The organism is Pseudogemmobacter sp. W21_MBD1_M6 (assembly GCF_052119585.1).
Lineage (GTDB): Bacteria > Pseudomonadota > Alphaproteobacteria > Rhodobacterales > Rhodobacteraceae > JBGQOJ01.
In genome coordinates this window covers 231,410-257,517 of the sequence record NZ_JBGQOJ010000001.1, presented here as the reverse complement: position 1 = coordinate 257,517, position 26,108 = coordinate 231,410, and the positions used below count along the sequence as shown (strand labels likewise).

The 26,108-nt window shown below is 60.8% G+C and carries 25 protein-coding genes; 10 read left to right on the top strand and 15 right to left on the bottom strand.

Translation table 11 applies throughout. The features are described 5' to 3' along the window. The 9 genes from ACEN2R_RS01065 to trpS all read right to left on the bottom strand — a co-directional run bounded on the left by ACEN2R_RS01065 (position 1) and on the right by trpS (position 7,808). Positions 1–1,566, bottom strand: a complete 1,566-nt coding sequence (locus tag ACEN2R_RS01065; RefSeq protein WP_442038334.1) for an ABC transporter ATP-binding protein — start codon at positions 1,564–1,566, stop codon at positions 1–3. A gap of 11 nt (positions 1,567–1,577) precedes the next feature. Then, on the bottom strand, positions 1,578–2,573 hold the full coding sequence (locus ACEN2R_RS01060) for a BMP family lipoprotein (protein WP_442038332.1): 996 nt from the start codon (positions 2,571–2,573) through the stop codon (positions 1,578–1,580). A 182-nt stretch (positions 2,574–2,755) separates the two neighbouring features. Then, positions 2,756–3,187, bottom strand: a complete 432-nt coding sequence (locus tag ACEN2R_RS01055; protein WP_442038330.1) for a GNAT family N-acetyltransferase — start codon at positions 3,185–3,187, stop codon at positions 2,756–2,758. Then, positions 3,184–3,831: a tRNA (adenosine(37)-N6)-threonylcarbamoyltransferase complex dimerization subunit type 1 TsaB gene (gene tsaB / locus ACEN2R_RS01050; RefSeq protein WP_442038328.1), complete on the bottom strand. Its 648-nt coding sequence runs from the start codon at positions 3,829–3,831 to the stop codon at positions 3,184–3,186. Before tsaB ends, ACEN2R_RS01055 begins: the two co-directional genes overlap by 4 nt. Next, the gene (locus ACEN2R_RS01045) at positions 3,821–4,381 is read right to left on the bottom strand and encodes a NifU family protein (RefSeq protein ID WP_442038324.1); all 561 of its coding nucleotides are present in this window, start codon (positions 4,379–4,381) and stop codon (positions 3,821–3,823) included. Before ACEN2R_RS01045 ends, tsaB begins: the two co-directional genes overlap by 11 nt. A 204-nt stretch (positions 4,382–4,585) precedes the next feature. Continuing rightward, on the bottom strand, positions 4,586–5,041 hold the full coding sequence (locus ACEN2R_RS01040; protein ID WP_442038323.1) for a universal stress protein: 456 nt from the start codon (positions 5,039–5,041) through the stop codon (positions 4,586–4,588). Between the two features lie 78 nt (positions 5,042–5,119). After that, positions 5,120–5,983: a branched-chain amino acid aminotransferase gene (locus ACEN2R_RS01035; RefSeq protein WP_442038321.1), complete on the bottom strand. Its 864-nt coding sequence runs from the start codon at positions 5,981–5,983 to the stop codon at positions 5,120–5,122. Between the two features lie 208 nt (positions 5,984–6,191). Further along, a complete protein-coding gene (locus tag ACEN2R_RS01030) occupies positions 6,192–6,680 on the bottom strand; it encodes a VOC family protein (protein ID WP_442038319.1) in 489 nt (162 codons plus the stop codon). Between the two features lie 105 nt (positions 6,681–6,785). Then, a complete protein-coding gene (trpS, locus tag ACEN2R_RS01025; RefSeq protein WP_442038317.1) occupies positions 6,786–7,808 on the bottom strand; it encodes a tryptophan--tRNA ligase in 1,023 nt (340 codons plus the stop codon). 80 nt (positions 7,809–7,888) lie between these two features. On the opposite strand from trpS, the gene ACEN2R_RS01020 reads away from it, so the two are divergent. Next, a complete protein-coding gene (locus ACEN2R_RS01020) occupies positions 7,889–8,575 on the top strand; it encodes a rhomboid family intramembrane serine protease (protein WP_442038315.1) in 687 nt (228 codons plus the stop codon). A gap of 138 nt (positions 8,576–8,713) precedes the next feature. Here ACEN2R_RS01020 and murJ read toward each other — a convergent pair whose 3' ends face one another. Genes murJ through ACEN2R_RS01005 form a run of 3 tightly spaced genes read right to left on the bottom strand, consistent with a single transcriptional unit; the run spans position 8,714 to position 14,275 of the window. Beyond that, positions 8,714–10,300: a murein biosynthesis integral membrane protein MurJ gene (gene murJ / locus ACEN2R_RS01015; RefSeq protein ID WP_442038313.1), complete on the bottom strand. Its 1,587-nt coding sequence runs from the start codon at positions 10,298–10,300 to the stop codon at positions 8,714–8,716. Next, on the bottom strand, positions 10,297–13,116 hold the full coding sequence (locus ACEN2R_RS01010) for a [protein-PII] uridylyltransferase (protein ID WP_442038311.1): 2,820 nt from the start codon (positions 13,114–13,116) through the stop codon (positions 10,297–10,299). The genes murJ and ACEN2R_RS01010 overlap by 4 nt, the downstream gene beginning before the upstream one ends. Continuing rightward, complete coding sequence (locus ACEN2R_RS01005) at positions 13,076–14,275, bottom strand: penicillin-binding protein activator (protein ID WP_442038309.1); 1,200 nt, start codon at positions 14,273–14,275, stop codon at positions 13,076–13,078. Before ACEN2R_RS01005 ends, ACEN2R_RS01010 begins: the two co-directional genes overlap by 41 nt. A gap of 92 nt (positions 14,276–14,367) precedes the next feature. Here ACEN2R_RS01005 and rsmI point away from each other — a divergent pair, with 92 nt between their 5' ends. The 3 genes from rsmI to gshB all read left to right on the top strand — a co-directional run bounded on the left by rsmI (position 14,368) and on the right by gshB (position 16,583). Continuing rightward, on the top strand, positions 14,368–15,228 hold the full coding sequence (gene rsmI, locus ACEN2R_RS01000) for a 16S rRNA (cytidine(1402)-2'-O)-methyltransferase (RefSeq protein WP_442038307.1): 861 nt from the start codon (positions 14,368–14,370) through the stop codon (positions 15,226–15,228). Next, positions 15,225–15,578, top strand: a complete 354-nt coding sequence (locus ACEN2R_RS00995; RefSeq protein ID WP_442038305.1) for a YraN family protein — start codon at positions 15,225–15,227, stop codon at positions 15,576–15,578. Before rsmI ends, ACEN2R_RS00995 begins: the two co-directional genes overlap by 4 nt. Before the next feature lie 63 nt (positions 15,579–15,641). After that, complete coding sequence (gshB, locus tag ACEN2R_RS00990; RefSeq protein WP_442038303.1) at positions 15,642–16,583, top strand: glutathione synthase; 942 nt, start codon at positions 15,642–15,644, stop codon at positions 16,581–16,583. Here gshB and ACEN2R_RS00985 read toward each other — a convergent pair. From ACEN2R_RS00985 to cobU, 3 genes are all read right to left on the bottom strand, one after another. Then, positions 16,580–18,088, bottom strand: coding sequence for a YifB family Mg chelatase-like AAA ATPase (locus ACEN2R_RS00985; RefSeq protein ID WP_442038301.1), 1,509 nt, complete (start codon positions 18,086–18,088; stop codon positions 16,580–16,582). The two genes, gshB and ACEN2R_RS00985, sit on opposite strands and share 4 nt — an antisense overlap. Positions 18,089–18,169: 81 nt before the next feature. Next, complete coding sequence (locus ACEN2R_RS00980) at positions 18,170–18,745, bottom strand: histidine phosphatase family protein (RefSeq protein ID WP_442038299.1); 576 nt, start codon at positions 18,743–18,745, stop codon at positions 18,170–18,172. Continuing rightward, positions 18,742–19,275 (bottom strand): bifunctional adenosylcobinamide kinase/adenosylcobinamide-phosphate guanylyltransferase, encoded by a 534-nt coding sequence (cobU, locus tag ACEN2R_RS00975; RefSeq protein ID WP_442038297.1) that lies wholly within the window; start codon positions 19,273–19,275, stop codon positions 18,742–18,744. The genes ACEN2R_RS00980 and cobU overlap by 4 nt, the downstream gene beginning before the upstream one ends. Before the next feature lie 99 nt (positions 19,276–19,374). Here cobU and ACEN2R_RS00970 point away from each other — a divergent pair, with 99 nt between their 5' ends. The 6 genes from ACEN2R_RS00970 to ACEN2R_RS00945 all read left to right on the top strand — a co-directional run bounded on the left by ACEN2R_RS00970 (position 19,375) and on the right by ACEN2R_RS00945 (position 26,026). Next, positions 19,375–20,253: an RNA polymerase factor sigma-32 gene (locus ACEN2R_RS00970; RefSeq protein WP_442038295.1), complete on the top strand. Its 879-nt coding sequence runs from the start codon at positions 19,375–19,377 to the stop codon at positions 20,251–20,253. Next, complete coding sequence (locus tag ACEN2R_RS00965) at positions 20,250–21,068, top strand: ChaN family lipoprotein (RefSeq protein WP_442038293.1); 819 nt, start codon at positions 20,250–20,252, stop codon at positions 21,066–21,068. The genes ACEN2R_RS00970 and ACEN2R_RS00965 overlap by 4 nt, the downstream gene beginning before the upstream one ends. Positions 21,069–21,142: 74 nt before the next feature. Next, the gene (coaBC, locus tag ACEN2R_RS00960; protein WP_442038291.1) at positions 21,143–22,342 is read left to right on the top strand and encodes a bifunctional phosphopantothenoylcysteine decarboxylase/phosphopantothenate--cysteine ligase CoaBC; all 1,200 of its coding nucleotides are present in this window, start codon (positions 21,143–21,145) and stop codon (positions 22,340–22,342) included. 52 nt (positions 22,343–22,394) lie between these two features. Then, positions 22,395–22,865, top strand: coding sequence for a dUTP diphosphatase (gene dut / locus ACEN2R_RS00955; RefSeq protein ID WP_442038289.1), 471 nt, complete (start codon positions 22,395–22,397; stop codon positions 22,863–22,865). After that, entirely contained in the window at positions 22,865–23,902 is a 1,038-nt protein-coding gene (locus tag ACEN2R_RS00950) for a HesA/MoeB/ThiF family protein (protein ID WP_442038287.1), read from the top strand. Before dut ends, ACEN2R_RS00950 begins: the two co-directional genes overlap by 1 nt. Before the next feature lie 96 nt (positions 23,903–23,998). Beyond that, positions 23,999–26,026, top strand: a complete 2,028-nt coding sequence (locus ACEN2R_RS00945; protein WP_442038285.1) for a M3 family metallopeptidase — start codon at positions 23,999–24,001, stop codon at positions 26,024–26,026. Positions 26,027–26,108 lie beyond the last annotated feature (82 nt).

The window sequence follows — 26,108 nt, the reverse complement described above, 5'->3', positions numbered from 1 at the left end:
TCAGGTGGCCTTTCCGCTCATGCCGGCCATCATCAGGCCCAGTTCTTTTTCGTCCGTTTCCGACGGTAGGCGTTCGCCCATCAGGTGCCCGTCGAACATCACGGCGATGCGGTCTGACAGCGACAGGATCTCTTCCAGCTCGACACTGACCAAAAGGATCGCCTTGCCCTGATCGCGCAGCGCGACAATTTGTTGGTGGATGAATTCGATCGCGCCGATGTCGACGCCGCGCGTCGGCTGGCCGATCAGCAACAGGTCCGGGTTGCGCTCTATCTCGCGTGCCAGAACGATCTTTTGCTGGTTTCCCCCCGAGAAATTCTTGGCCGCAAGACGCGGGTCAGGCGGTCGCACATCGAAGCGTTCCATCTTGCCGACCGTATCCGCGCGGATTGCGGTATTGTCCATGACCAGCGCGTTCTTCTGATAGGCGGGATCATCGTGATAGCCGAAGGCGACGTTTTCCCAGGCGCTGAAATCCATGATCAGACCAAGGTGCTGACGGTCCTCCGGCACATGGGCGATGCCACGGGCGCGGCGCGTTCGGGCGTCCGAATGCTTGCCCGAGATGTCGATTTCCTGACCGTTGATCCGCACGATGCCGGTGCCGTCGGAAATGCCGCCCAGAACCTCCAGCAGGTCGGACTGACCATTGCCCGCAACCCCTGCGATGCCAAGGATTTCACCGGCCCGCACCCGAAGCGATATGCCCTTCAGGCGCTCGACCTTCTTGTCGTCGATGACGCGCAGGTTCTCGACGTCCAGCACCACAGCGCCGGGCGTGGCTGTGGTTTTTTCAACACGCAGCAAGACTTTGCGCCCCACCATCAGTTCTGCCAGATTGGCGGGAGAGGTATCGGCGGTTTTCACCGTCGCGGTCATCTCTCCGCGCCGCATGACGCTGACGGTATCCGTCACATCCATGATCTCGCGCAGTTTATGGGTGATCAGGACGATGGTTTTCCCCTCGGCCCGCAGGTTGCGCAGGATGCGGAACAGGTGGTCCGCCTCGGCGGGGGTCAGAACGCCGGTGGGTTCGTCCAGAATCAATATGTCGGCCTGACGGTACAGCGCCTTCAGGATTTCAACGCGCTGCTGGTGCCCAACGCCCAGATCCTCGATCAGCGCATCTGGATCGACTTCCAGTTCGTATTCCTCGGCCAATTGCGCCAGCAACTTTCGCGCCTTGGCAAGGGACGGGCGCAGAAACGCCCCGTCTTCGGCCCCCAGAACGACGTTTTCCAGAACCGTAAAATTCTCGACCAGTTTGAAGTGCTGGTGCACCATCCCGATGCCCGCGCGGATCGCCGCCTGACTGTCGGGGATCGCGGTCTTCTGGCCGCTGATGTAAATCTCGCCTGCGTCGGCTTTGTAAAACCCGTAAAGGATCGACATCAACGTCGATTTTCCGGCGCCGTTTTCACCAACGATGCCATGGATGGTTCCGCGGGCGACCGACATCGAGATGTCCTTGTTCGCCTGCACGGCCCCGAAGGCCTTCGAAATACCGCGAAGCTCTATGGCTGGGGCGGCAGTTGCCTGCCGCCCCGTTTCAGGGTTGGTCCCCATTTCCTGTGCCCTTACATGACCGGGCAGGAATCGTCCGACATATAGTCGTGAACAACCGTCTCGCCCGAAATGATGCTGGCTTTTGCAGCTTCGACAGCGGTTGTGATTTCCGGGGTGATCAGATCCTTGTTGAACTCGTCAACCGCATAGCCGACGCCTTCGGATTTCAGGTCCATGACCTGGATGCCGGTCTGGAACGACCCGTCGAGGCCGGTCTTGAAGGCGGTGTAAACGGCATTGTCCACACGTTTCATCATCGAGGTCAGAACCGAACCGGGGTGCATGAAGTTCTGGTTGCTATCCACGCCGACCGAATAGATGCCCGCATCGGCCGCCGCCTGCAAAACACCCACGCCGGTGCCGCCGGCTGCTGCATAAACCACATCGGCGCCCTGGCTGATCTGCGCTTTGGTCAACTCGCCGCCCTTCACAGGGTCATTCCAGGCCTCGGGCGTTGTGCCCGTCATGTTCTGGATGACCTTGGCATCGGGGTTGGCAGCCTTGACGCCCTGCACATAGCCGCAAGCGAACTTACGGATCAGCGGAACATCCATGCCGCCGATAAAGCCGACCGTGCCAGTCTTCGACGCCATGCCGGCGATCATGCCGACTAGGAAAGACCCCTCGTGTTCAGAGAATACGACCGACTGCACGTTCGGCTGGTCAACGACCATATCAACGATGGTGAACTTTGTGTCGGGGTAATCCGGGGCGACCTGCTCTAGCGTCGAGGCGTTCATGAAGCCCAGAACAACAACGGGGTTCGCGCCGCTTTCGGCCATCCGGCGCATCGACTGCTCGCGCTGCGCTTCTGACTGAAGCTCGGTCTCCTTATAGGTGCCGCCGGTCTCTTCGACCCAACGCTTTGCGCCGTTGAACGCGGCCTCGTTAAAGGATTTGTCGAATTTTCCACCCAGATCAATGATCAGGCCAGGCTCTGCCATGGCACATGTTGCGGACAGCGCAAGGGTTGCGGCAGCGCCCAGTAGTTTCTGCATCAGGGTCATAAAGTTTCTCCCGTTCGGTGTTAGGGGCGTCCGCCTTTTGCGCACATCATCCCGTAAGCAAGCAGATCATGAAACGATCATCGCCAAATAAGGCCGCAGCACCCCAACAGGGTCAATAGGAATTTGTCGCCTTATGTTCGAACTTGGCGGTTCTGCCCAAGGAATGGCAGAATGACGTAAAGTCAGGTTGCTTTCAAAAGCTTCTTCAGCACCAGTGCATCAATCGCCACGCCGGACGCCGGAAGGTAATAGCCCCGCCGCCGACCGGATTCGCGGTAACCGGCGCTGGTATAAAGCGAAATGGCCACAGGGTTGTTCGCCGCAACTTCCAGAAAGGCAGTGTCGGCACCCAGTGTCATCGCAACCCTTTCAAAGGCGTCAAGGGTGATGCGACCCAACCCTTTGCCGCGGGCCGCAGGGTGAACCGCCAGTGTCAAAAGCTCCACTTCGCCCGCCACTTCGCGCCCCATTGCAAGCGCGTGCTCGTCCCCGACGGTGAAAACACCCGGCCCCGTCAAAAGCGACGCGAATTCCGTCTTTGACCATGGGCGCGGGGTCTCAAAACAAAGCGCATGAAGCGCGGCCATGCGCGCGGCGCAAAGCGCCTCTGTCATGGCAGAAGAACGGGGGCTGGGTCTCGGGGCGGTGCCGCATCCGCGTCGCGGATATACAACGGCGCGGGGCGTTTCGTTTCCGTGGCAAACCGAAGGTGGGCAAGGCGCGCAATCGCCTCGGCCAGTGGAAACAAGGGCGGCACACCGGTCCCGCCGATCGCGGTCGCAAGGGCCGCACTGTCATGGCCGACGCAGGTGGCAGGGGGCTGGCCCTGAAACGCGCTGGTCAGAGCGGTTTCGGGGGCAGATACCCCGGCCCCGCCGATCCGTTGGGCATAGACCTGCCCACGGCGCGCATCGACGGACGCCATGACCGGCTGCGGCAAATCCAGGGCAAGCGCGTCGAACACAGAGACGCCGACCGCAGGCACCCCAAGCGAAAGCGCAAGCCCGCGCGCGGCAGACACCGAAATGCGGATGCCGGTGAAATTGCCGGGGCCCGTCCCAACGCCAATCGCGGCAAGATCCGCCCAGCCGATACCTGCGTCGGCCAACACGTCCTCAAGCAGGGGCATAAGACGTTCGGCCTGCCCCTTGGACATCTCTTCGACGCAGGACGCAACCAGACTGCCGTCCTTCAACAAAGCGGCCGCGCAATGCGCGGCCGATGTGTCAAAGCCCAGAACATAGGTTTCAGGCGGCAACGGGCCGCACCTCGATCACCTCGGGGATGTAATGCCGCAGCAGGTTCTCGATTCCCATTTTCAGCGTCAGAGTGGACGAAGGACAGCCCGCGCATGCTCCCTGCATATGCAGATAGACGATGCCGCGGTCAAAGCCGTGGAACGTGATGTCGCCGCCGTCCTGCGCCACGGCAGGGCGGACGCGCGTATCCAGAAGTTCCTTGATCTGGCTGACAATTGCACTGTCGGGCCCGTCATGATCCGCATGACCAGAGGCTTTCGCCTCGCCTTCGATTACAGGGTTGCCCGACTGGTAATGTTCCATGATCGCGCCAAGCAGTGCGGGTTTGATATGGTCCCACTCTGTCGCTTCGTCCTTGGTGACGGTAACAAAGTCATTGCCGAAGAACACAGCCGCAACGCCGTCCACCTTGAAAATCCGCGCCGCCAAAGGCGATGATACTGCTGCATCCGCACTTGGAAAGTCGGCTGTGCCAGCATCCAGAACGGTCTGTCCGGGCAAAAATTTCAGGGTCGCTGGGTTTGGTGTGGATTCAGTTTGGATAAACATGACGCGCCTCCGTTTGCCGTTCCGATATGGTCCTGACAGCCCCGCGTGTCAAGGTTTGGAACGGTTCTAAACGGGCCGTTGGCCTTATCCCGCACACTCATGTATCATTCTTCTCGGTGATAAATACTCACGCGCGTAGCGCAAAACCCGACGGCGCGTCAGCGCCGGAGAAAAAGGAATCGCGCCACAGGCGTGTCCTTTGGCTCAGGTGATCGCCTCCAGGCGTTCTTTTGACATCTCTCCAGGCACAATTGTAATCGGAATTGGCAACGTACCGGCGTTCTTGGTCAGTTGTGTCACCAGCGGGCCGGGGCCCTTGTTGCCGATCCCCGCCCCCAGAACCAGAACGCCGATCTCCTGATCGTCCGTGATCTGCGCGATGATCTCGGGTACCGCATCGCCTTCGCGGATCACCAGTTCCGGATCGACGCCCTGCTTGTCGCGCATCCATTTCGCGAAGACCTCGAAATGGGCCTCGATCCGTTCACGGGCCTCTTCGCGCATGATGTCGCCGACGCCGATCCAGTGGTTGAACTCGTCCGGCGGGATCACGGCCAGAATTGCAACGCCGCCCCCGGTGTTCGAGGCGCGCATAGCAGCAAAGCGCATCGCATTCAGGCATTCGCGGCTGTCATCCAGAACCACTAGGAACTTACGCATCGGGGATCTCCGGTTATCCGGCGCTCATCATGGCGCAGGCGGAAGGTTCGCGCAACTGCTCCCGCGCAGGCCAAAAGGTCAGGCTGCGCTATGGGCCCAATCCCAGTACAGCTCTCGAATGCGGCGGGTCATCGGGCCTTGTTGATAGATCGTGCCGTCGAATTCCTTGACGGCTGTTACCTTCATCATGTTCCCGGACAGGAATACCTCGTCCGCTGCCCTGAAATCGTCAAAGCTCAGGACCGTCTCATACACCTTGATGCCATCTGCCGCCAGATTGGCAATATGTCGGGCGCGGGTGATCCCGGCCAGAAAGGTTCCGTTCGGAACCGGGGTAAAGACCTCTCCATCCTTGATCATGAACGCATTGGCTGTCGCTGTTTCCGCGACATTCCCCAGCGCATCCGCGACCAGCGCATTGCCGAAGCCTTTGGATCGCGCCTCTGTCAACATGCGGGCGTTGTTGGGATAAAGACAGCCGGCCTTGGCGTTGACCACCGCATCTTCCATGACCGGACGCCGGAACCGCGTGGTGGTCAGCGTCGTGGCGCTGGTTGCGGGGGCCATCGGGATTTCCTCCAGACATATGGCGAATCCGGTCTGCCCGGGGCGGGGTACGATGCCCAGTTCGTCACCCTCCAGCGCCCAGTACATCGGCCGGATGTAGACGGCGGATGTCTTGGGGTAGGCGCGCAAACCCTCCCAGACGATGGCGAACATATCCGCGGCGCTGACCGTCGGCGTGATCATAAGGGCGCTGGCAGAGCGGTTGACCCGCTCGCAATGGGCCATCAGGTCGGGTGCGATGCCCTCGAAATAGCGTGCGCCATCGAACACGGTCGTCCCCAGCCATGATCCGTGATCGGCGGCGCGCATCACCGGAAGATCTGCGTTGTGCCAGGCGCCTTCGAAATAGGTGCGAATGTTGGTTCCGGTTGCCATGTCGTCCTCCCTTTGGTCTTTCGGGCAACCCTATCGGGAATAAAGGTCAGGCGTCCAGACCCAAATGTCGCCCCCGGCATGGGGTTGCCGGGGGCGATGGCGGGAAAGGGGAGGGGTGACCCCGAGGGCATCCGCCAGGGGTTCCGGCCTATCCGTGCCAAACCCTTCGGTCAGCAGGCTAAGCCTGTCGGATGACGGTTTTATGTCGTCAGGCGTTCAGTTCGGCCAGTAATCCCGGAATATCAAGCGGCTCATTTACCATCCTCAACGCGCCCGCCGCATCCAATGGCCACAATGCCTTTGGCCGGTCGCAATAAAGCTCTACCCCGTTGTTGTCAGGGTCGCGCAAATAGACGGCCTCTGACACACCATGGTCGGCGGCCCCGTCCAACTGAATCCCGGCATCCAGAACTGATTGCAGAACGCGCGCCAAAGCCGGGCGATCAGGATACAGGAATGCCGAATGGTAAAGGCCGGTGTGCCCCGGAGGCGGAGGTGTCGCCCCTAGGCTTTCCCAGGTGTTCAGCCCGATATGGTGGTGATAGCCGCCCGCCCCAAGGAACGCGGCGCCCTGACCGTAGTGCATTTGAACCTCAAACCCCAGCACGCCTTCATAAAAGGCGATGGCGCGTGCTAGATCGGAAACCCTGAGGTGGATGTGGCCGACACGCGTGCCGGCAGGAGCGATATAGGACATTGTGCGTTCTCCAGATGAGTGCAACCAAGATACGCCCGTTCCCGACAAACAAAAGGCCCGCTTTCGCAGGCCTTATGTGTGTTTTTGAACAATTCTGGCCGTGAATCAGCGCGATCGCACCATTCCGACGATGTCATAGGTCTTGGCCAGAATTGGGGCCGCGATGGCCTGTGCCCGGTCGGCTCCGCGACCAAGGATGCGGTCTATCTCGGCCGTGTCCTGCATCAGGCGGGCCATTTCCGTCGAAATCGGCGAAAGTTTCGCCACCGCCAGATCGGCAAGCATCGGCTTGAATGCGCCGAATTGTTTGCCGCCGGCCTCGGCCAGAACCTGATCCACTGTCATATCGGCCAGGGCCGCATAGATGTTCACAAGGTTCCGCGCCTCTGGCCGGTCCGCCAGACCTGCCGCCTCGGACGGCAGGGCGTCTGGGTCGGTTTTGGCCTTGCGGATCTTCTTGGCAATGGTGTCGGCGTCATCGGTCATATTGATGCGGCTGGCATCCGACGGATCGGATTTCGACATCTTCCTGGACCCGTCGCGCAGGGACATGACACGCGTCGCCGCCCCCTCGATCACCGGCTCTGTGATCGGGAAAAAGTCGACGCCGTAGTCATTGTTGAACTTGGTGGCAATGTCACGTGTCAGCTCGATGTGCTGCTTCTGGTCTTCGCCGACCGGAACATGGGTCGAATGATAGATCAGGATGTCGGCCGCCATCAGCGTCGGATAGCTGAACAGCCCAACCGACACCGCCTCTGCGTTCTTGCCAGCCTTGTCCTTGAACTGTGTCATCCGGTTCATCCACCCCATGCGGGCGACACAGTTGAAAATCCAGCCCAGCTGCGCATGTTCGGGCACCTGACTTTGGTTGAACAAAATGGATTTCTCGGGGTCGATACCGCTTGCGATGAACCCGGCGCACAGCTCGCGGGTGGCGCGGGCAAGGTTGGCGGGGTCTTGCCAGACGGTGATGGCGTGCAAATCAACCATGCAATAGATCGTCTCGATGCCGGTTTCCTGCATCGTCACGAAGCGCTTGATCGCGCCCAGATAATTGCCAAGGGTCAAACCTCCCGATGGCTGGATGCCTGAAAAAACGCGGGGTGTGTGGACCACCTCGGTCATAATGCCTACTCCGTCTGGATTTATATGTCCCGCAGGGTTATCGCTGGGGGACAATGCCGTCAACCAAGGGAACACCCTGCATGCAAGAGCCAAAGATCGAATCCCCGCTGAATCCGCTGCCTCCGGTTATCGTCGCCCTTGTGATGGTGATGGGCGGGATCGAAGCGGTTCTCAGCCTTGGTGCGAATGGACTGATCGGCGGTCCGGGGGCCGTGGGCTGGCGCCTGACGGCAATGCAGGATTACGCCTTTCTGAACACCGTATTTGACTGGATGATGCAAAACGGGCGATTTCCGCCGGAGCATCTGATGCGGCTCATAACCTATCCCTTTGTCCACTATAACGCGACCCACGCCATCATGGTGGTCGTGTTCCTTCTGGCGCTTGGCAAGATGGTGGGCGAGGTGTTCCGCGCCTGGGCGGTGCTGACCGTCTTCTTTGGCGCGGCGATTGGCGGTGCGCTGGCGTATGGCCTGCTGACCGGCGACCCGCGACCGCTCGTCGGCGGATATCCGGCAGTCTACGGCCTGATCGGGGCCTTCACCTTCCTGATGTGGATGAAGCTTGGTGCGCTGGGCGAAAACCGCAACCGTGCCTTCGTGCTGATCGGGTTCCTTCTGGGGATACAGCTGATCTTTGCGTTGTTGTTCGGCGGAGACCACACATGGGTCGCCGATCTGGCGGGCTTTGCCACCGGATTTGTTCTGTCTTTTGTGGTCAGTCCGGGGGGGTGGACCCATGTTCTGGCGAAAGTGCGGGGCAACTAAGACAGGGATTGAGTATTTGGACCGAGAAGAACATACAGGTTCTTCTTGGTTCAAATATCCTCGCGCGAAGCGCACCCAGAGCGCCCGAAGGGCGTGAGACAAAACAATCGCACGCGGCGCGTGCGCCCTTTGGATGCCTTACCGTTTGAAGGCGCGGCGGAATTCCGACAGGCGGAACGCCCCGGTCAACTGACCGAAAAGACCGTAGCTGATCATGCCGACCAGGATCAGCGCAAAAAGTGCAAAATAGCGCCACCCACTGCCCGCCAGAAGCGGCCCAAGCGCAAGTGTTGCCGCGAACAGGCACGCGCCCATCAGGGCCGACGATACTATAATCCGCATGATCCGGCGCTTGAAGCGGTCGTCCAGCGTCGCAGCCTCTCCCATATCCCGCGATCCGCGCCAGAGCAGACCCACCATCGCCCAAGAGGCCAGTGTCGTGCCAAGGGCGGCGGCAAGGTAGCCGATAACCGGGGCCAGACCGATGGCGAGCCCTGCGTTTACCGCCAGAGACACAAGCGCGAAATAGAACGGTGCCTTGGTGTTTTCGCGTGCAAAAAACAACGGCTGCAGTGCTTTTTGTAAGACGAAGGCGGGCAGGCCGAAGCCATAGATCGCAAGCGCGGCTGCGGTGGCCGCCGTATCGTCGGGGCCGAAGCGTCCGCGCTCGAACAGGACAGAGATCAGCGGAACAGGGATCACCATCAACGCGACGGCGGCGGGAATGGTCAATGCCAGCGACAGTTCCGACGCACGGTTGAATGCGTCGCGCCCCCCCTCGGTATCGCCCGCGCGCAGCCGGCGGGACAGATCCGGCAACAAGACCACGCCGATTGCAATGCCGACGACGCCCAGTGGCAGCTGGTACAGGCGGTCGGCATAGTTGAGCCATGCAATTGCGCCGTCGAAAAAGCTGGCGACCTGACGCCCGATCAACAGGTTGACCTGGACAACGCCGCCCGCCAGCGCGGCGGGGGCTGCGATCATCGCCAGACGCCTCAGTTCGGGCGTCATGCGTGGACGGCGCAGTGTCATGCGGAACCCGGCACGCGATGCCGCCCACCAGACCAGCGCAAGCTGCGCGATGCCGCCTATGGGGACTGAAAATGCCAGTGTATCGCCGATCTTCAGCCCAAGCGCGTGATCCATCGCGACGCCCAGCATGTCGGACGACGGGCGCCCCAAGGCGGCCCCGACCAGCACACCGATTATAAACACGACGTTCAGCAGGACCGGGGCCGCCGCTGCGGCAAGAAACCGGCCATTGGCGTTCAGGATACCCGAGACCAGCGCGCCAAGCGAGATGAACAGGATATAGGGAAAGGCGATGCGCCCGTATTCCACCGCCAGATCGAACCGTTCGTCCCCGGCAAAACCGCTGGCCATCATCCACACCAGATAGGGCATGAAGATGATGCCGATCACGGTAAAGACCGTCAGGATCAGCAGCATCCCCGCAAAGGCATCCTGCGCAAACCCTTTGGCATCCTCGCCGCCCTCGAGCTTTTTCGAGAACATCGGGATGAAGGCCATGTTGAACGCGCCTTCGGCAAAGAAGCGGCGGAACATGTTGGGCAGTGAAAATGCCACCAGAAACGCCTCGGCGATCGGGCCCGAGCCAAGGTAGCTGGCAATCAGGATGTCGCGGACAAAGCCAAGCAGGCGGCTGGCAAGGGTCCATGCCCCGACGGTCAAGAAGCCGGAGACGAGCCGTATCGGTTTCATTCCTCTTGTGCCCTTTCGGCGGCCTGCTCGATCGCGTCGCGCAGGCGTTTTTCCAAGGCTTTCTGTTTGCTCTCGCTGTGAAATTTCAGCCCGAACATGTCTTTGACATAGAAGGTATCGACGGCCTGCGCGCCGAATGTCGCGATGACGGCGCTTGCGATGTAGACGTTCGCATTGGCCAGCGTGCGTGTCAGATCGAACAGCAGGCCGGGGCGGTCGCGGGTGTCCACCTCGATGATGGTGTAGATTTCAGATCCTTCATTGTCGAAGGTGATCGAGGTGGGCACACGAAAGGCGCGCTCACGTTTCTTCAGCTTGTCGCGGTCTTTCAGGGCCTCGCGGGGCACCACTTCGCCCTTCAGCGTCTTGTCGATCATCGACCGAAGGCGGGGTAGGCGCGCGGTTTCATAGGGCGATCCGTCGGCATCCTGAATCCAGAACACCGCCGTGGCATACCCGTCCTTCGAGGTGTAGGTCCGTGCGTCGACAACGTTGGCACCGACAAGCGCAAGCGCCCCTGCCAGCCGCGAAAATATTCCGGGGTGATCAGCCAGCGCAAAGCACGCGCGGGTGGCATCGCGGTCTATGTCGGGTTTCAGATCGACGCGGATTTCATTGTCCTTGATGTCGCGCAGCAGCTTGGCGAAAATCACATGGGAACTGGTCGGCAGGCCTTGCCAGTAGGGGCCATAATGCCGCGCCGTTTCGACCCGCAGATCCTTCTTGTCCCAATCGGCCAGCGCCTCGCGCAGATCACGCTTTGCCTCGGTCTCGCGGGCGCTGCGGTTCAGGTCTTCCAACCCGGTTTCCAGCGCCGATGCGGTCTCGTTATAAAGACTGCGCAGCAACATGGCCTTCCAGTTGTTCCATGTACCGGGGCCGACGCCGCGAATATCGCAGACGGTCAGAACCGTCAAAAGGTCCAGCCGCTTGCGGGTTTTCACCGCCTTGGCGAAATCGCGCACGGTGCGGGGGTCGGCGATGTCGCGTTTTTGCGCCATATCGGACATCAGCAAGTGATAGCGCACCAGCCATTCCACTGTGTCGCATTCCTCTGGCTTAAGGCCAAGCCGCGGGCAGACCTTGCGCGCGATCTGTGCCCCCAGAACAGAGTGGTCCTCGGGGCGGCCCTTGCCGATGTCGTGCAGCAGTAGCGCGACATACAGGACTTTGCGGTTCACGCCGTCATGCAGAATACGCGAGGCAATGGGCAGTTCCTCGATCAGCTCTTCGCGCTCGATCTGCGCAAGGGTCGAGATGCACTGGATGATGTGTTCGTCGACGGTGTAATGGTGATACATATTGAACTGCATCATCGCGACGATCGGCTCGAATTCGGGCAGGAACGCGCCCAGAATGCCCAGCTCGTTCATCCGGCGAAGGGCGCGTTCGGGGTTGCCCTTTTTCAACAGCAGATCGGTGAAAATCCGCACGGCCTCTTTGTTGGACCGCATTTCGTCGTCGATCAGGTGCTGGTTCGCCGCCAGAAGGCGCATGGCATCGGGGTGCAGCAGCAGACCGGTGCGCAGGGCTTCCTCAAAAATCCGCAGTTGGTTCAGGTTGTCCGACAGCCAGCTTTTCGGGTCTGCCACGTTCAGGCGACCTTGTTCGACGATATACCCGTCCTTGACCTTGCGGCGCCTGCGGAACAGGCCGATCAGCATCGGCTCTTTCTTGGCGTGGATCGCTTCGAGTGAGGTCAGGAAGATGCGGGTCAACTCGCCCACTCGGGTGGCGTGACGGAAATAGTCCTGCATGAAATGCTCGACCGCCCGCCTGCCGCTGTGGTCCTTGTATCCCATCCGCTCTGCCACTTCGACCTGAAGGTCAAAGTTCAGCTGGTCCATCGCCCGGTTGGAGATCAGGTGCAGATGACAGCGGACGGCCCAAAGGAAGGTCTCGGCCTTGTCGAAGCTGTTGAATTCGTCCTGCGTGAACACCCCCAGGCGCACCAGTTCGGCAACGGTTTCGACGCGGTGCAGATACTTGGCGATCCAGAACAGCGATTGAAGGTCGCGCAGGCCGCCCTTGCCTTCTTTGACGTTCGGTTCAACGACGTAACGCTGGCCGCCCTGTTTTTTGTGCCGCGTCGCGCGTTCGGCCAGTTTTGCCTCGATGAATTCAGCGCCGGTGGTGTTGAACAGCTCGGACCAAAGCCGGTCATGCAGTTCCACAGCCAATGTGCGGTCGCCGCCCAGATAGCGGTGCTCCAGCAGGGCTGTGCGGATTGTGTAATCCTCTTTTGCCAGCCGGATCGAGTCCTTGATCGTCCGGCTTGCATGCCCGACTTTCAGGCGCAGATCCCACAGGATGTAGAGCATGGATTCGATCACGCTCTCGGCCCAGGGGGTGATCTTGTAGGGAGTCAGAAACAGCAGATCGACATCGGAATAAGGCGCCATTTCCGCCCGCCCATAGCCACCCACGGCAATCAGCGCGATCTTTTCACCGCTGGTCGGGCTGGGCAGGGGGTGCAGGTGACGCAACGCGACATCCAGCGCCATTTCGACAATGCAGTCAGTCAGGTAGGCATAGGCGCGCACCGTCGGACGCGCGTTTGCGGGGTCTTTGGCAAAGGCCGCCTCGATGGCCTCGGTTCCGGCGCTGCGGGCAAGCCCGAGGTGCTGTACCGCGACCGCACGAATTTCCCGCGCATCCGAGGTTTTCGCAATATCCGCCTCGATGCGGGCAGACACTGCGGCATGGTCGAACAAATCGCACGCCGGACAAATCATGTTGTCCGGCGTGCGGCGGGTGTTCAGGGATTGGACCGGACTAGAAACCGGCGCCACCGAAACTTCTTGGGGCAGGGTCAATGACTACAACCTGATTATTGCGGATCTGGGCGACCGCCATTCCCCGCTCATTAGACCCGTCGGGACGCAAACGGAAGATACCATTCACACCGACAAAGCCGGACCCTTGGGTCAGGGCGGCTGTTGTCAACGCATTGGCCTTGCCCGCCTTGACCAATGCGCCAATCGCGGCGATGCCATCATAGGCAAGGCCCGCGATCGGGTGCGGAGACGACCCGTAGGTGGCGCTATAACGCGCGTTGAATTGTGTGGTCATATTGGGGTCGGGCAGGGCGAACCAACCGCCCTGAACCCCGGGCAAGGCCAAGGTGGCGGCGGGAATATCCCAACGGGTCAGGCCGATATATTTTATGACGCTCGGATCAACCCGATTTTCCGGAAGGAGCTGTGCAAACAAAGGCAGGGCCCCGGCACTGTCTGCGGTGAAAAACAGCGCATTGGCACCGCTGGACTTGACGCGGGCGGCGATGCGGGGAACGGCATTGACCACACCTTCCTGCGAGAATTCATAGCTTTCGACACCGGCAAGCGTTGCATTGCTATTGGCGATGGCTTGTTGGATCGCCTGTCCGCCGATCTGTTCTGCGGCATTACTTCCCTGAACGACGAGGATATTATCGCGTCCCTGTCTGGCCGAATACTGGACCAGACGATTGGCCGTGTTCGCGAAGGTATTTCCCAGAACGAACAGGTTGCCCCCGGCGATCGAGGTGTTGTTCGAAAACGACAGAACGTTCACATTGCGGTTCGCAACAGCGACAGCGACCGCATTCGCGGCTTCGGCAAAAACCGGCCCAAGCAGGATTTTGGCCCCATCATTCACGGCAAGGGTCGCGACCTGAGCCGCCTCAGCCGCAGACGATCCGGTGTTGTAGACGCGCAGATCTATTCGAACTCCGTCCAGATCCGATATGGCCAGCCGCGCCGCGTTCTCCAGGCTTTTCGCCAGAATCGCATCGCCGGCGTCGCTTGACCCGCCAGGTATAAGCAGGGCGACCGGAACGGCGTCTCTGGTGTTGATGGTCGGGCCGCCGTTATTGCCTGTGCCTATGGCCACAGGCTCGCATGCGGCGAGCCAGACCATTGATAAAACAACAGTCAACCGGCTGGCCACCTGTCGGATGCGCGGAACGCGGGTCGTATTCAAATAGGAAAACATGACAAATTTAACTCCCTCGTGCGCTGATATGTGGCTAAAAGGCCTGAGCGCTTCAATCTTCATAATAAACGTCAAAAAGGGCGGGTCGAGTCATGAATCATGAAACCAAGCAATTGCCCGCCGGTCTGTACTTTGTCGCGACCCCGATCGGGACCGCAAGAGACATCACGCTGCGGGCGCTGGATACGCTGGCATCGGCGGATGTGATCGCGGCGGAGGACACCCGTACCGCCAAACATTTGATGGAAATCCATGGCATTCCCCTTGGGACGCGACCGGTGATTGCCTACCACGACCACAATGGCGCGGCGGTTCGTCCGCGATTGCTGCACTATCTGGCAGAGGGAAAATCGGTTGCCTATGCGTCCGAGGCCGGAACGCCGCTTGTCGCGGACCCGGGGTACGCGCTGGCGCGGGCGGCCATCGACGCAGGATATCCGGTGACATCGGCGCCCGGGCCATCTGCGATGATTGCTGCGCTGACGATTGCGGGTTTGCCGACAGACCGGTTCTTCTTTGCGGGTTTTGCGCCGCCAGCAAGCGGAGCGCGGAAAACTTTTTTGAGGGAACTGGCAGATATTCCCGGCACGCTTGTGTTTTATGAATCTCCTAAACGCGTTCAGAAATTATTAGGCGATAGTGTGCAAGTGTTCGGAGGTGGACGAGAGGCGGCGGTGTGCAGGGAACTGACAAAGAAGTTCGAGGAGGTTGTTCGCGGAACTTTGTCGGAACTGGTTGATGCCTTTTCGGATCGCACGGTGAAAGGCGAAGTGGTTGTGCTGGTTGATCGGTTGCGTATCGTGGCGGACACCGGCGAAAGTCTGGAAACAGCACTTCGTGATGCTCTGTTAACCCTGTCCCTCAAAGATGCTGTGGCAGCGGTGTCAGAGGCGTTAGATATACCAAGGCGCAAAGTTTATCAGGCAGCACTTGATATGGAGAAGAACAAATGAGCGGATCTGTCGGCTACCATGCCGGTTTGAATGCAGAAATTTCTGTCGCTGACCACTATGCGCGGCGCGGATGTCCGATTGCCGGGCGTCGCTGGCGTGGATCGGGCGGAGAAATCGACCTGATCGCGCGCGACGGGAATACCGTTGTGTTCATCGAGGTAAAGAAAAGCAAAAGCATTGCCCGGGCCGCCGAAAGAGTGTCGCGTCGTCAAATGGACAGGATCTATGCATCCGCCTCCGAGTTCATCGCAGGAGAGCCTATGGGACAAGACACCGATTTGCGGTTTGACGTGGCTCTTGTCGATGCTATCGGCAAGATCGAAATACTGGAAAACGCGTTCGGACAATAGGCAGGCATTGCACCGCTGCCGTCTCTGGGTCATGTAAGGGACGTCTGAAACGGAGGCCGCCAGATGTCGCTTAAAGTTGCATTCCAGATGGACCCGATTGGTCCGATCAATATTGACGCGGACAGCACGTTCCGCATCGCCGAGGAAGCGCAGCAGCGCGGGCACACGTTGTTCTATTACACTCCGGACAAACTTGCCTTCCAGAACGGGCGGATTACCGCACGGGGATGGCCATTGGAGGTGCGGCGCGTCAAGGGCGACCATTTTACGCTTGGGACGGAACAGGAAGTCGACCTTGGCGACTGGGATGTGGTCTGGCTCCGGCAAGACCCACCGTTCGACATGGGGTATATTACGACGACGCATCTTCTGGACATGATCCATCCGAAGACCCTTGTGGTGAATGATCCCTTTTGGGTGCGGAACTATCCTGAAAAGCTTTTGGTGCTTCAGTTTCCCGACCTTATTCCGCCAACGACAATCGCGCGCGACCTTCAGACGATCCGCAACTTCAAGGCGGAACACGGCGACATAATCCTGAAGCCGCTTTACGGGAATGGTGGCGCGGGTGTGTTCAGGCTTGACCCGAGCGACCGCAATCTTGCGTCGTTGCACGAGATGTTTACCGGGTTAAGTCAAGAACCGTTGATTGTGCAAAAGTTCCTGCCCGATGTGTCAAATGGTGACAAGCGCGTCATCCTTGTAAATGGCGAGCCTGTAGGCGCAATCAACAGGGTGCCTGCCACCGGAGAAACGCGGTCGAACATGCATGTTGGCGGACGCCCGGAAAAGGTTGGCCTGACGGCGCGGGATCTGGAGATTTGCGAGGCAATCGGGCCCACGCTGCGTGAAAAGGGGCAGATCTTTGTCGGGATCGACGTGATCGGCGACTATCTGACAGAGATCAATGTGACCTCGCCCACCGGCATTCAGGAACTCGAGCGGTTTGATGGCGTCAATATCGCCGAAAAAATCTGGCATGTGATCGAAGCAAAGCGCGCCTAATCGCTTGTGGCGAGGCGGTAACCCACCGCCTCTGCCACATGCGGGTGCCGCACCGAAGCGCTGCCGTCGAGGTCAGCAATTGTTCGCGCGACCCGCAACACCCTGTGATAGCCGCGCGCCGAAAGGCCGAACCGTTCGGCGACTTTCAACAGCAGCGCCCGACCTTCTGCATCCGGCGTTGCGATCTGGTCAAGCACCGCGCCTTCGGCATCCGCATTGACCCGCATATCGGGCCGGTCCGCAAATCGGAGCGTCTGCACCGCGCGCGCGTCTGCCACGCGGGCAGCCACCACACCGGAACTATCGCCGGATTCGGGCAGGTCCAGATCGGTGTAGGCGACGGGTGGAACCTCTATCCGCAGGTCGAAGCGATCCATCAAGGGGCCGGATATCCGGCCCAGATAATCCTCTCCGCACAGCGGGACACGGGCGCAGGCGCGGGCGGGATCGGTCATATATCCGCATTTGCAGGGGTTCGCGGCCGCCACCAGCATAAACCGGCAGGGATAACGGATATGGGCGTTTGCCCGTGCGACGACGACGGTTCCTGTCTCTATCGGTTGGCGCAGGGTTTCCAGAACGGCGCGGGGGAATTCGGGAAATTCGTCCATAAACAAAACCCCATTGTGCGCCAGCGAAATCTCACCCGGTTTGGCCCCGCGCCCTCCGCCCACAATCGCCGCCATCGAGGCGGTGTGATGCGGTTCGCGAAAGGGGCGGTTGCGGGAAATGCCGCCTTCGTTCAGCAGCCCCGACAACGAGTGGATCATCGAGGTTTCCAACGCCTCGATCGCGGAAAGGGGGGGCATGATGCCGGGCAGGCGCGCGGCCAGCATGGACTTTCCAGAGCCGGGAGAGCCGATCATCAGCACGTGATGCCGACCCGCCGCAGCGATTTCCAGCGCCCGCTTCGCGCGTTCCTGTCCCTTCACATCGCGCAGATCGCGGGCAAACGGGGGGCTCGATACTTCGCCCGGTTCGGCAGGGGGCAAAACATGCTGCCCGGTGAAATGCCGCACGACCTCGGCCAGCGTGGCGGGGGCGATGACCTGCGTTGCACCGACCCAGGCGGCCTCTGCTCCGCAGGCTTTCGGGCACAGCAGTGTCCGGTTTTCCGCAGCTGCGGCCATGGCGGCGGGCAGGGCGCCGATAACCGGAACAAGCGTGCCGTCAAGCGACAGCTCCCCGAGCGCCACAGTGTTTTCGGCGGCGTCGCGCGGCACTATCTCAAGCGCGGCCAATAGCGCAAGGGCGATAGGCAGATCGAAATGCGAGCCCTCTTTCGGAAGGTCGGCAGGCGACAGGTTGATCGTGATCCGCTTGGACGGCAGGGCGATGCTCATGGCGGTCATTGCGGCCCTGACACGGTCGCGCGCCTCTGACACGGCCTTGTCGGGCAGGCCGACAATGGCGAAGGCGGGCAAACCCGGGCTGATGGCGCATTGCACCTCGACAAGGCGCGCTTCTACCCCTTCGAAGGCGACCGTATAGGCGCGCGCTACCATGATCGTCCCCGCATTGCCTCTATTGTAAAGAGTTAACGCAAAAGTGGTTTACGAATGGTAAATCTCGGGCGGGACGGCGTCTTACACAAGCCGGTTGATCGGGCCCGCGTCCCAGCGACCTGTGGAAAACCGAATTTCGGTCACAGACAGGTTGTCGATCTTGTGGGACAAGGTTTTATAGGCGGTCAGCCCCAGCGCGCGCTGCACCTGTGTCAGGATGACCCCGAAGTGGGCAACCGCGATAATGTGGTCATGGCCTTGTGCGATCAGGTCATCGACTGCCGCCTTTACCCGCAGGGCGATGTCGTTCCAGCTTTCGCCCTGTGGCGGGCGGATGTCACCGGGGCTGTCCCAATAGGCGCGGATCAGGGCGGCATCCTGCGCCTCCACCTCGGCGAAGGTCTTGTTTTCCCAAGCCCCAAAATGGATTTCCCGAAGGCTCGCCAGATGGGGAAGGCGCAGGCGGTCCCCCTGAATGGCATCGGCGGTTGCGACCGCGCGGCGCAGGTCGGATGACACGACAACCGCCGCGTCGGGCAAGAATGCCTCCAGTCTTGACAGGCGACCGGTATCGGATAGATCGGCGGGCAGATCCGTCCATCCAACCATCGTCCTTGCGTGGGTCGGGCCGTGGCGCACCCACCAGATCGTGGTCATATGGCTCCGCCGGGCAGGGTGCCTTTCAAGACCAGCGGCAGCCCCGCCATGACGGTCACGACCAGATCGGCCCTTTGGGCGATGCGCTGGTTCAGCCCGCCTTGTGCGACGCGGAACCGCCGCGCCAGTTTGTTCTCGGGCACGATACCCGCGCCGACCTCGTTCGACACCACAACGACACGGGCGGGGCAGGCGGCGATCGCGTGCAAAAGGCGGTCTTGTTCCGCGTCCAGATCGGTTTCGGCCAGAATGTGGTTGCTCAGCCAGAAGGTCGCGCAATCCAGAAGAACGATGTCGCGCGCGCCAGCGCCTGCCAGTGCGGGTTGCACATCCAGCGGGGCCTCTGTGGTGCGCCAGCCTGCGCCGCGCTGCACCAGATGCGCCGCAATCTTTGCCCGCATCTCGTCGTCAAAGGCCTGCGCGGTCGCGAGATAGATCTTTTCCAGACCGCTTTTGACGACAAGCCGCTCTGCCAGACCGGACTTGCCGGAGCTGGCGCCCCCTAGAACAAAAGTTAACTTTGGCAACATAACAGCGAAACTTTCTGTGATCCGATCACGTTTCTACTTCGTAAACATATCAAAACGGACATTGAAGCAAAATTGGCATAACGCCTGGGAGTTTCGAAAATGGCGCTCGACGAATATGCAGACAAAACATTTTCCCGCCGTGCAATGAAGGCGGAAATGCTGGATGCCGAAACCGAACTGAAGTTGGCCTACGCATGGCGCGATCAGCGGGACGAAGCGGCGTTGCACCGTCTGATCACCGCCTACATGCGACTTGCGATTTCCATGGCCTCGAAGTTTCGGCGTTACGGCGCGCCGATGAACGACCTGATACAGGAGGCCAGCCTTGGACTGATGAAGGCGGCTGACAAATTCGACCCCGATCGCGGGGTGCGCTTTTCGACTTATGCGGTCTGGTGGATAAAGGCGTCGATCCAGGACTACGTGATGCGCAACTGGTCGATGGTGCGGACCGGGTCGACATCCAGCCAGAAATCGCTGTTTTTCAATTTGAAGCGGGTTCAGGCGCGGCTGGAGCGCGAGGCAAATGGCCGTGGAGAGCGTCTGGATCAGCACCAGTTGCGTCAGATGATCGCGACCGAAGTGGGCGTTCCCCTGCACGATGTCGAAATGATGGAAGGGCGTCTGGCCGGATCGGACTATTCGCTGAACGCCACCCAATCGGCAGAGGACGAGGGGCGCGAGTGGATAGATGCGCTTGTGGATGATGGCGTGCAGGCAGCCGAGATTGTGGAACACAGCCACGACACTGCCGCCCTGCGCGACTGGCTGCTTGCGGCCCTGCACAGTCTGAATGACCGAGAGCGGTTCATCGTGCGCGAACGAAAGCTGCGGGATGACCCGCGCACACTGGAAAGTCTTGGTGACGAATTGGGCCTGTCGAAAGAGCGCGTGCGCCAGCTAGAGGCGGCGGCGTTCGGAAAAATGCGGAAAAACCTTGAAAACCAGTCCCGGGAGGTGCTTGCATTCATCGCATGAAACATGCGTTCACAATTGCGGCTGTCCTGATTGCTTGGGTCACGACAGCCACGGCAGAACAGATCGGTGCGGATGGCCTGATAAACCTGCCGCCTGCGGATGTGGTCATTTTGGGCGAGATTCACGACAACCCGCAGCACCACGTCAATCAGGCAATCGCGGTGGCTGCGGTTGCCCCCAAGGCCCTTGTGTTCGAGATGCTGGACCCCGCTCAGGCGGTGCAGGCAACGCCTGTCGCGCGCCGGTCTCAGGCGGCATTGCGCGAGGCGTTGGGGTGGGACAACAGCGGCTGGCCGGATTTCGCACACTACTACCCGATCTTCGCCGCCGCGCCAAAGGCTGTGATTTATGGCGGTGACCTTCCGCGAGACGCGGTGCGTCAGGCCGTCAGGGGCGGAGCCATGGCGGTTTTCGGGCCACTTGCGCCGCTCTACGGGTTGGACATGCCCTTGCCCGAAGACCAGCAAGCCACCCGCGAAGCCGAGCAGATGGAGGCGCATTGCAACGCCCTTCCCCCCGATATTCTGGGCGGTATGGTCGAGGCGCAGCGCCTGCGTGACGCCGCCCTTGCCCGCGCAGTTGTGCAGGCGATGAAGGATACCGGCGGGCCGGTTGCGGTGATCACCGGGTCGGGCCACGCCCGCAAGGATTGGGGTGTTCCCGCCGTGCTTGCCCTTGCCGCGCCGGATGTGACGGTTCTGTCGATCGGGCAGATGGAAAGCCCGCCGGATGCGGATGCGGCCTATGATTTCTGGATCGTCACGCCGCCTGTCCCGCGCGAGGATCCCTGCGCGGGGTTCTCGACAAAGACCTGAACGCGGTTCGTGCCAATCTTGCCTGCGGGACTGAATGCCCATAGGGTCGGGGCGAACTTATTGGGATGCAGATCATGCTGGCAGGCAAACGTATTCTTCTGATCATCGGCGGCGGTATTTCGGCGTTCAAATCGCTGGATCTGATCCGCCGCCTTCGGGAAAACGGCGCCGTGGTTACGCCGGTGCTGACCAAGTCGGCCGAAGAATTTGTAACGCCGCTGTCGGTTGCGGCCCTTTCGGCGCAAAAGGTCTATCGCCACCTGTTCGATCTGACAGACGAGGCGGAAATGGGGCATATCGAGTTGAGCCGCTCTGCCGATCTGGTTGTGGTTGCGCCCGCGACCGCCGATCTGATGGCGAAAATGGCCGGCGGGCTTGCAAATGATCTGGCGTCGACGCTGCTTTTGGCGACGGACAAACGGGTGTTGATCGCGCCCGCGATGAATGTGCGGATGTGGGAACACGCCGCGACACAGCGCAACATCGCAACCCTGAAGGGCGACTGTATTTTGTTTGTCGGGCCGAACGAGGGCGATATGGCCTGTGGTGAATACGGGCCGGGCCGCATGGCAGAGCCGTTGGAGATCGTGGCGGCGACAGAGGCGGCGCTGATGGACGGGCCGCTGCGGGGCAAGCATGTGCTGGTGACATCCGGTCCGACGCATGAGCCGATTGATCCGGTGCGCTATATCGCCAATCGGTCGAGCGGCGCACAAGGCACGGCGCTGGCCCGCGCTTTGTCGGCACTGGGCGCGACGGTGACTTTTATCACCGGTCCCGCCGATGTGCCGCCACCCTTGGGCGTCAAGGTGGTCAGGGTCCAGACGGCGCGGCAGATGCTGGAGGCCGTTCAGAATGCGCTGCCCGCAGATGCGGCGGTGTTTGCCGCAGCGGTGGCGGATTGGCGGGTGGCAACAGAGGCCGCATCCAAAATGAAGAAAGACGGTTCCGGCACCTTGCCCAGGCTGGACTTTGCGGAAAACCCGGACATTCTGGCGACAGTGTCGCAGATGACGCAGGGCCGGCCGGCGTTGGTTGTGGGGTTTGCTGCGGAAACCGACGATGTCATCGCCCATGCGACGGCAAAGCGGCTGCGCAAAGGTTGTGACTGGATTGTAGCGAACGACGTATCGCCTGCGACGGGGATCATGGGCGGAACCGAGAACGCGGTGACAGTGATTTCGAAGGCCGGCGCAGAGGACTGGCCGCGCATGTCGAAGGATCAGGTCGCGCAGAAGCTGTCCACCTGTATTGCGCGGACCTTGGCGGGATGACTTTCATGCCTTCGGCGAGGATATTTTCAGAATTGAGAAAGGAAGAGTGCGCATGACAACCCCTGTGTTGAAAGTGCTGTGGGAAGAGGGCGCCGACCGTGACGTGGTCTTGCCCGCCTATGAAACCGAAGGCGCGGCGGGGGCTGACATTCGTGCGAACCTGCCTGTTGATGTGCGGGACAAAGGCGTGACGCTTGCGCCCATGGAACGGCAGATTGTGCCAACCGGGTTTCGCGTGGAAATTCCGCGTGGGTTCGAGATGCAGATCCGGCCAAGGTCCGGGCTGGCGTTGACGCACGGAATCACCTTGCCCAATACTCCGGGGACGATCGACAGCGATTATCGCGGGCCGTTGGGGGTGGTGTTGGTGAACCTCGGGGCAGAGCCCTATACGGTCCGGCATGGTGACCGGATTGCGCAGATCATCGTGGCCCCTGTGGTTCAGGCACAGTTTCAGGTGGTCGAGGTTCTGGACGAGACGGCGCGCGGCGCGGGTGGTTTCGGGTCGACGGGGCGCAACTGATGCTGTTGGTTCTGCTGCTTGCGGGTGGCATCTGGGGCCTTGGCGTTGTCATGAAGACCCCGAAAAATGCGCGTTGGACGATGATCGCGTTGCTTTATGTCACTGTTCTGGTGGGCCACGTTGTTTTGCCGGATGGCAACGGGCTGCGGATGGCTACGGGTGAAACTGCGGCCCCTTGGTTGATGTTGGGCGGGATCGCGGCGCTGGTTCATATCTATCGGCTTGGGCTTGTTCGGCTGCGGGGCAAGGTTCTGGCGAAAGATGCTCCTGTGGTTGCCACCGGCACCTTTGGCAGCACCGAGATCGAGCGTTACACCCGCCACATCATGCTGCGCGAAATCGGCGGCTCTGGTCAGAAGGCGTTGAAAAACGCCCGGGTTCTGGTGATCGGGGCGGGGGGGCTTGGCTCTCCGGTGTTGATGTATCTGGCTGCGGCGGGGGTTGGCACCATCGGCGTGATTGATGACGATGTGGTCGAGGCGACGAACCTGCAACGCCAGATCATCCATCAGGACGCGGGTTTGGGTATGCCCAAGGTGCACTCTGCCGAACGGGCAATGCAGGCGCTGAACCCCTATGTTCACGTGCGCCCCTACAACCGCCGTCTGACAAAGGACATCATCGAGGCGTTGTTTGCAGACTACGATCTGATTCTTGACGGCACCGATAATTTCGACACGCGCTATCTGGTGAACCGTGTGGCGGCCAAGCTGGGCAAGCCGCTGATCGCAGGGGCGTTGACCCAGTGGGAGGGGCAGATCAGCACCTATGATCCCGCGCGCGGCGGCCCCTGTTATCAATGCATTTTCCCGAAAGCGCCCGCCGCAGGTCTGGCCCCGAGCTGTGCCGAGGCGGGGGTCGCAGGCCCGTTGCCCGGCGTGGTGGGGGCGATGATGGCGGTCGAGGCGGTGAAGGAAATTACCGGTGCGGGTGTCGGTTTGACCGGGCAAATGCTGATTTACGATGCGCTTTACGGGGAAAGTCGTAAAATTGCGCTGAAACCCCGCGCTGATTGCCCTGTCTGCGGCAAGGGCTGATCCCTGGGGTTGGATGCATAAACCGCCGTGATCTGCACTGGTGCATGGCGGGCGGGCGCACTACGTTCGATGCAACCCAAGAACGGAGCGCCCCATATGACCAACCCGCTGCTTGCCGACTGGAACAGCCAGTTCGCCCTGCCCCCATTTGCCGCCATCAAAGACGACGATTTCAAGCCTGCGATGGAGGCCGCGATGGCCGAGGCGCGCGCGAATGTCATGGCAATTGCCAATGCGTCCGAGGCCCCGACTTTCGCGAATACGATCGAGGCGCTTGAACTGGCGGACGAGGCATTGGGCCGTGTGCTGTCGGTGTTCTACACCCTGGCCGGCAGCGATAGTAACCCTGTGCGCGAGTCATTGCAGCGCAGTTTTTCGCCGGTCCTTGCCGCCTACGGGTCCGAAATCACGATGAACGAGGCGCTGTTCCAGCGGATCGACACCCTGTGGCAGACCCGCGACACGCTGGGCCTGACAGAGGAGCAGATACGCGTTCTGACGCTGTCGCGCCGGTCTTTCGTGCGTTCGGGAGCGCAACTGAAAGGCGACGCCCGCGACCGACTGTCCGCAGTGAAAGAGCGACTTGCCGTGCTGGGAACGCAGTTTACCCAAAATCTGCTGGCGGACGAGCGAAACTGGTTCATGGACCTGACCGAGGCCGATGTGGGCGGGTTGCCGGAGTTTGTTGTCGCCTCTGCGCGCGCCGCAGGCGAGGAAAAGGGCGCGAAAGGGCCGGTGGTGACGCTGTCGCGGTCGCTGATCGTGCCGTTCCTGCAATTCTCGGCCCGCCGCGATCTGCGGGAAAAAGCCTATGAGGCGTGGTGCGCCCGGGGCGAGAATGGCGGCGAGACAGACAACCGGGCCGTCGCCGCCGAAATTCTGGCACTGCGCGATGAGCGGGCCAGGTTGCTAGGGTATGCCAGCTTTGCCGATTACAAGCTGGAAACGGAAATGGCCAAGACCCCTGCCGCCGTGCGCGCGCTATTGATGGCGGTCTGGGCGCCCGCCAAGGCGCAGGCGGACGCCGACGCACTGGTGCTGGAGGCAATGATGCACCGCGACGGCGTGAACGCCACGCTGGAACCCTGGGACTGGCGGTATTATTCGGAACAGCGCCGCAGGGCCGAACATGATCTGGACGAGGCGGCACTGAAACCCTACTTGCAACTCGACCGGATGATCGAGGCAGCCTTCGATTGCGCGGGGCGGCTGTTCGGTCTGACGTTCAAACCGCTTGACGTTGCCCTGTATCATGCGGACGCCCGCGCCTGGGAGGTCATGCGCGGCGACCGGCATATGGCGGTGTTCATCGGCGACTATTTCGCGCGTGGATCAAAGCGGTCCGGCGCGTGGTGCTCTACCATCCGCAGCCAGAAGACGCTGGGGGGCGATACGCGTCCCATCGTGCATAATGTGTGCAATTTTGCGAAACCTGGCAAAGGGGTGCCTGCCTTGCTGTCCTATGATGATGCACGAACCTTGTTCCACGAATTTGGTCATGCGTTGCACCAGATGCTGTCGGAGGTGACATACGAGAGCATTTCCGGCACATCCGTCGCCCGCGATTTTGTCGAACTGCCCAGCCAGTTGTTCGAGCACTGGCTGGAAGTGCCAGAGGTGCTGGCGAAATACGCGACCCACGCGACAACCGGCGCACCGATGCCGCAGGATATGCTGGATCGTTTGCTGGCGGCGCAAACCTATGACATGGGCTTTTCCACGGTCGAATATGTCGCCAGTGCGTTGGTCGATCTGGCGTTCCACGAGGCGGCGGCCCCTGCCGATCCAATGGTGCGGCAGGAAGAGGTGCTTGCAGCCCTTGGAATGCCCCACGCGATCCGCATGCGCCACGCGACCCCGCATTTCGCACATGTTTTCTCTGGCGACGGCTATTCCAGCGGCTATTACAGCTACATGTGGTCCGAGGTCATGGATGCCGACGCTTTCGCCGCGTTCGAGGAAAAAGGGGACCCCTTTGACCCTGAAACGGCGAAAAGACTTGAGACGTTCATCCTGTCGGCCGGTGGGTCGCAGGATGCAGAAGCACTATACACAGGGTTTCGTGGGCGTTTGCCCGGGGTCGGGGCCTTGCTGAAAGGCCGCGGGTTTCCGACTGCTGCATAATTCTTTGTTCTGAAAAATTCCTCGCCGAAGGCAAAAAAGTTTTCTGGCCTTCGGCGAGGATATTTAGAGAACAAAGAAGCGG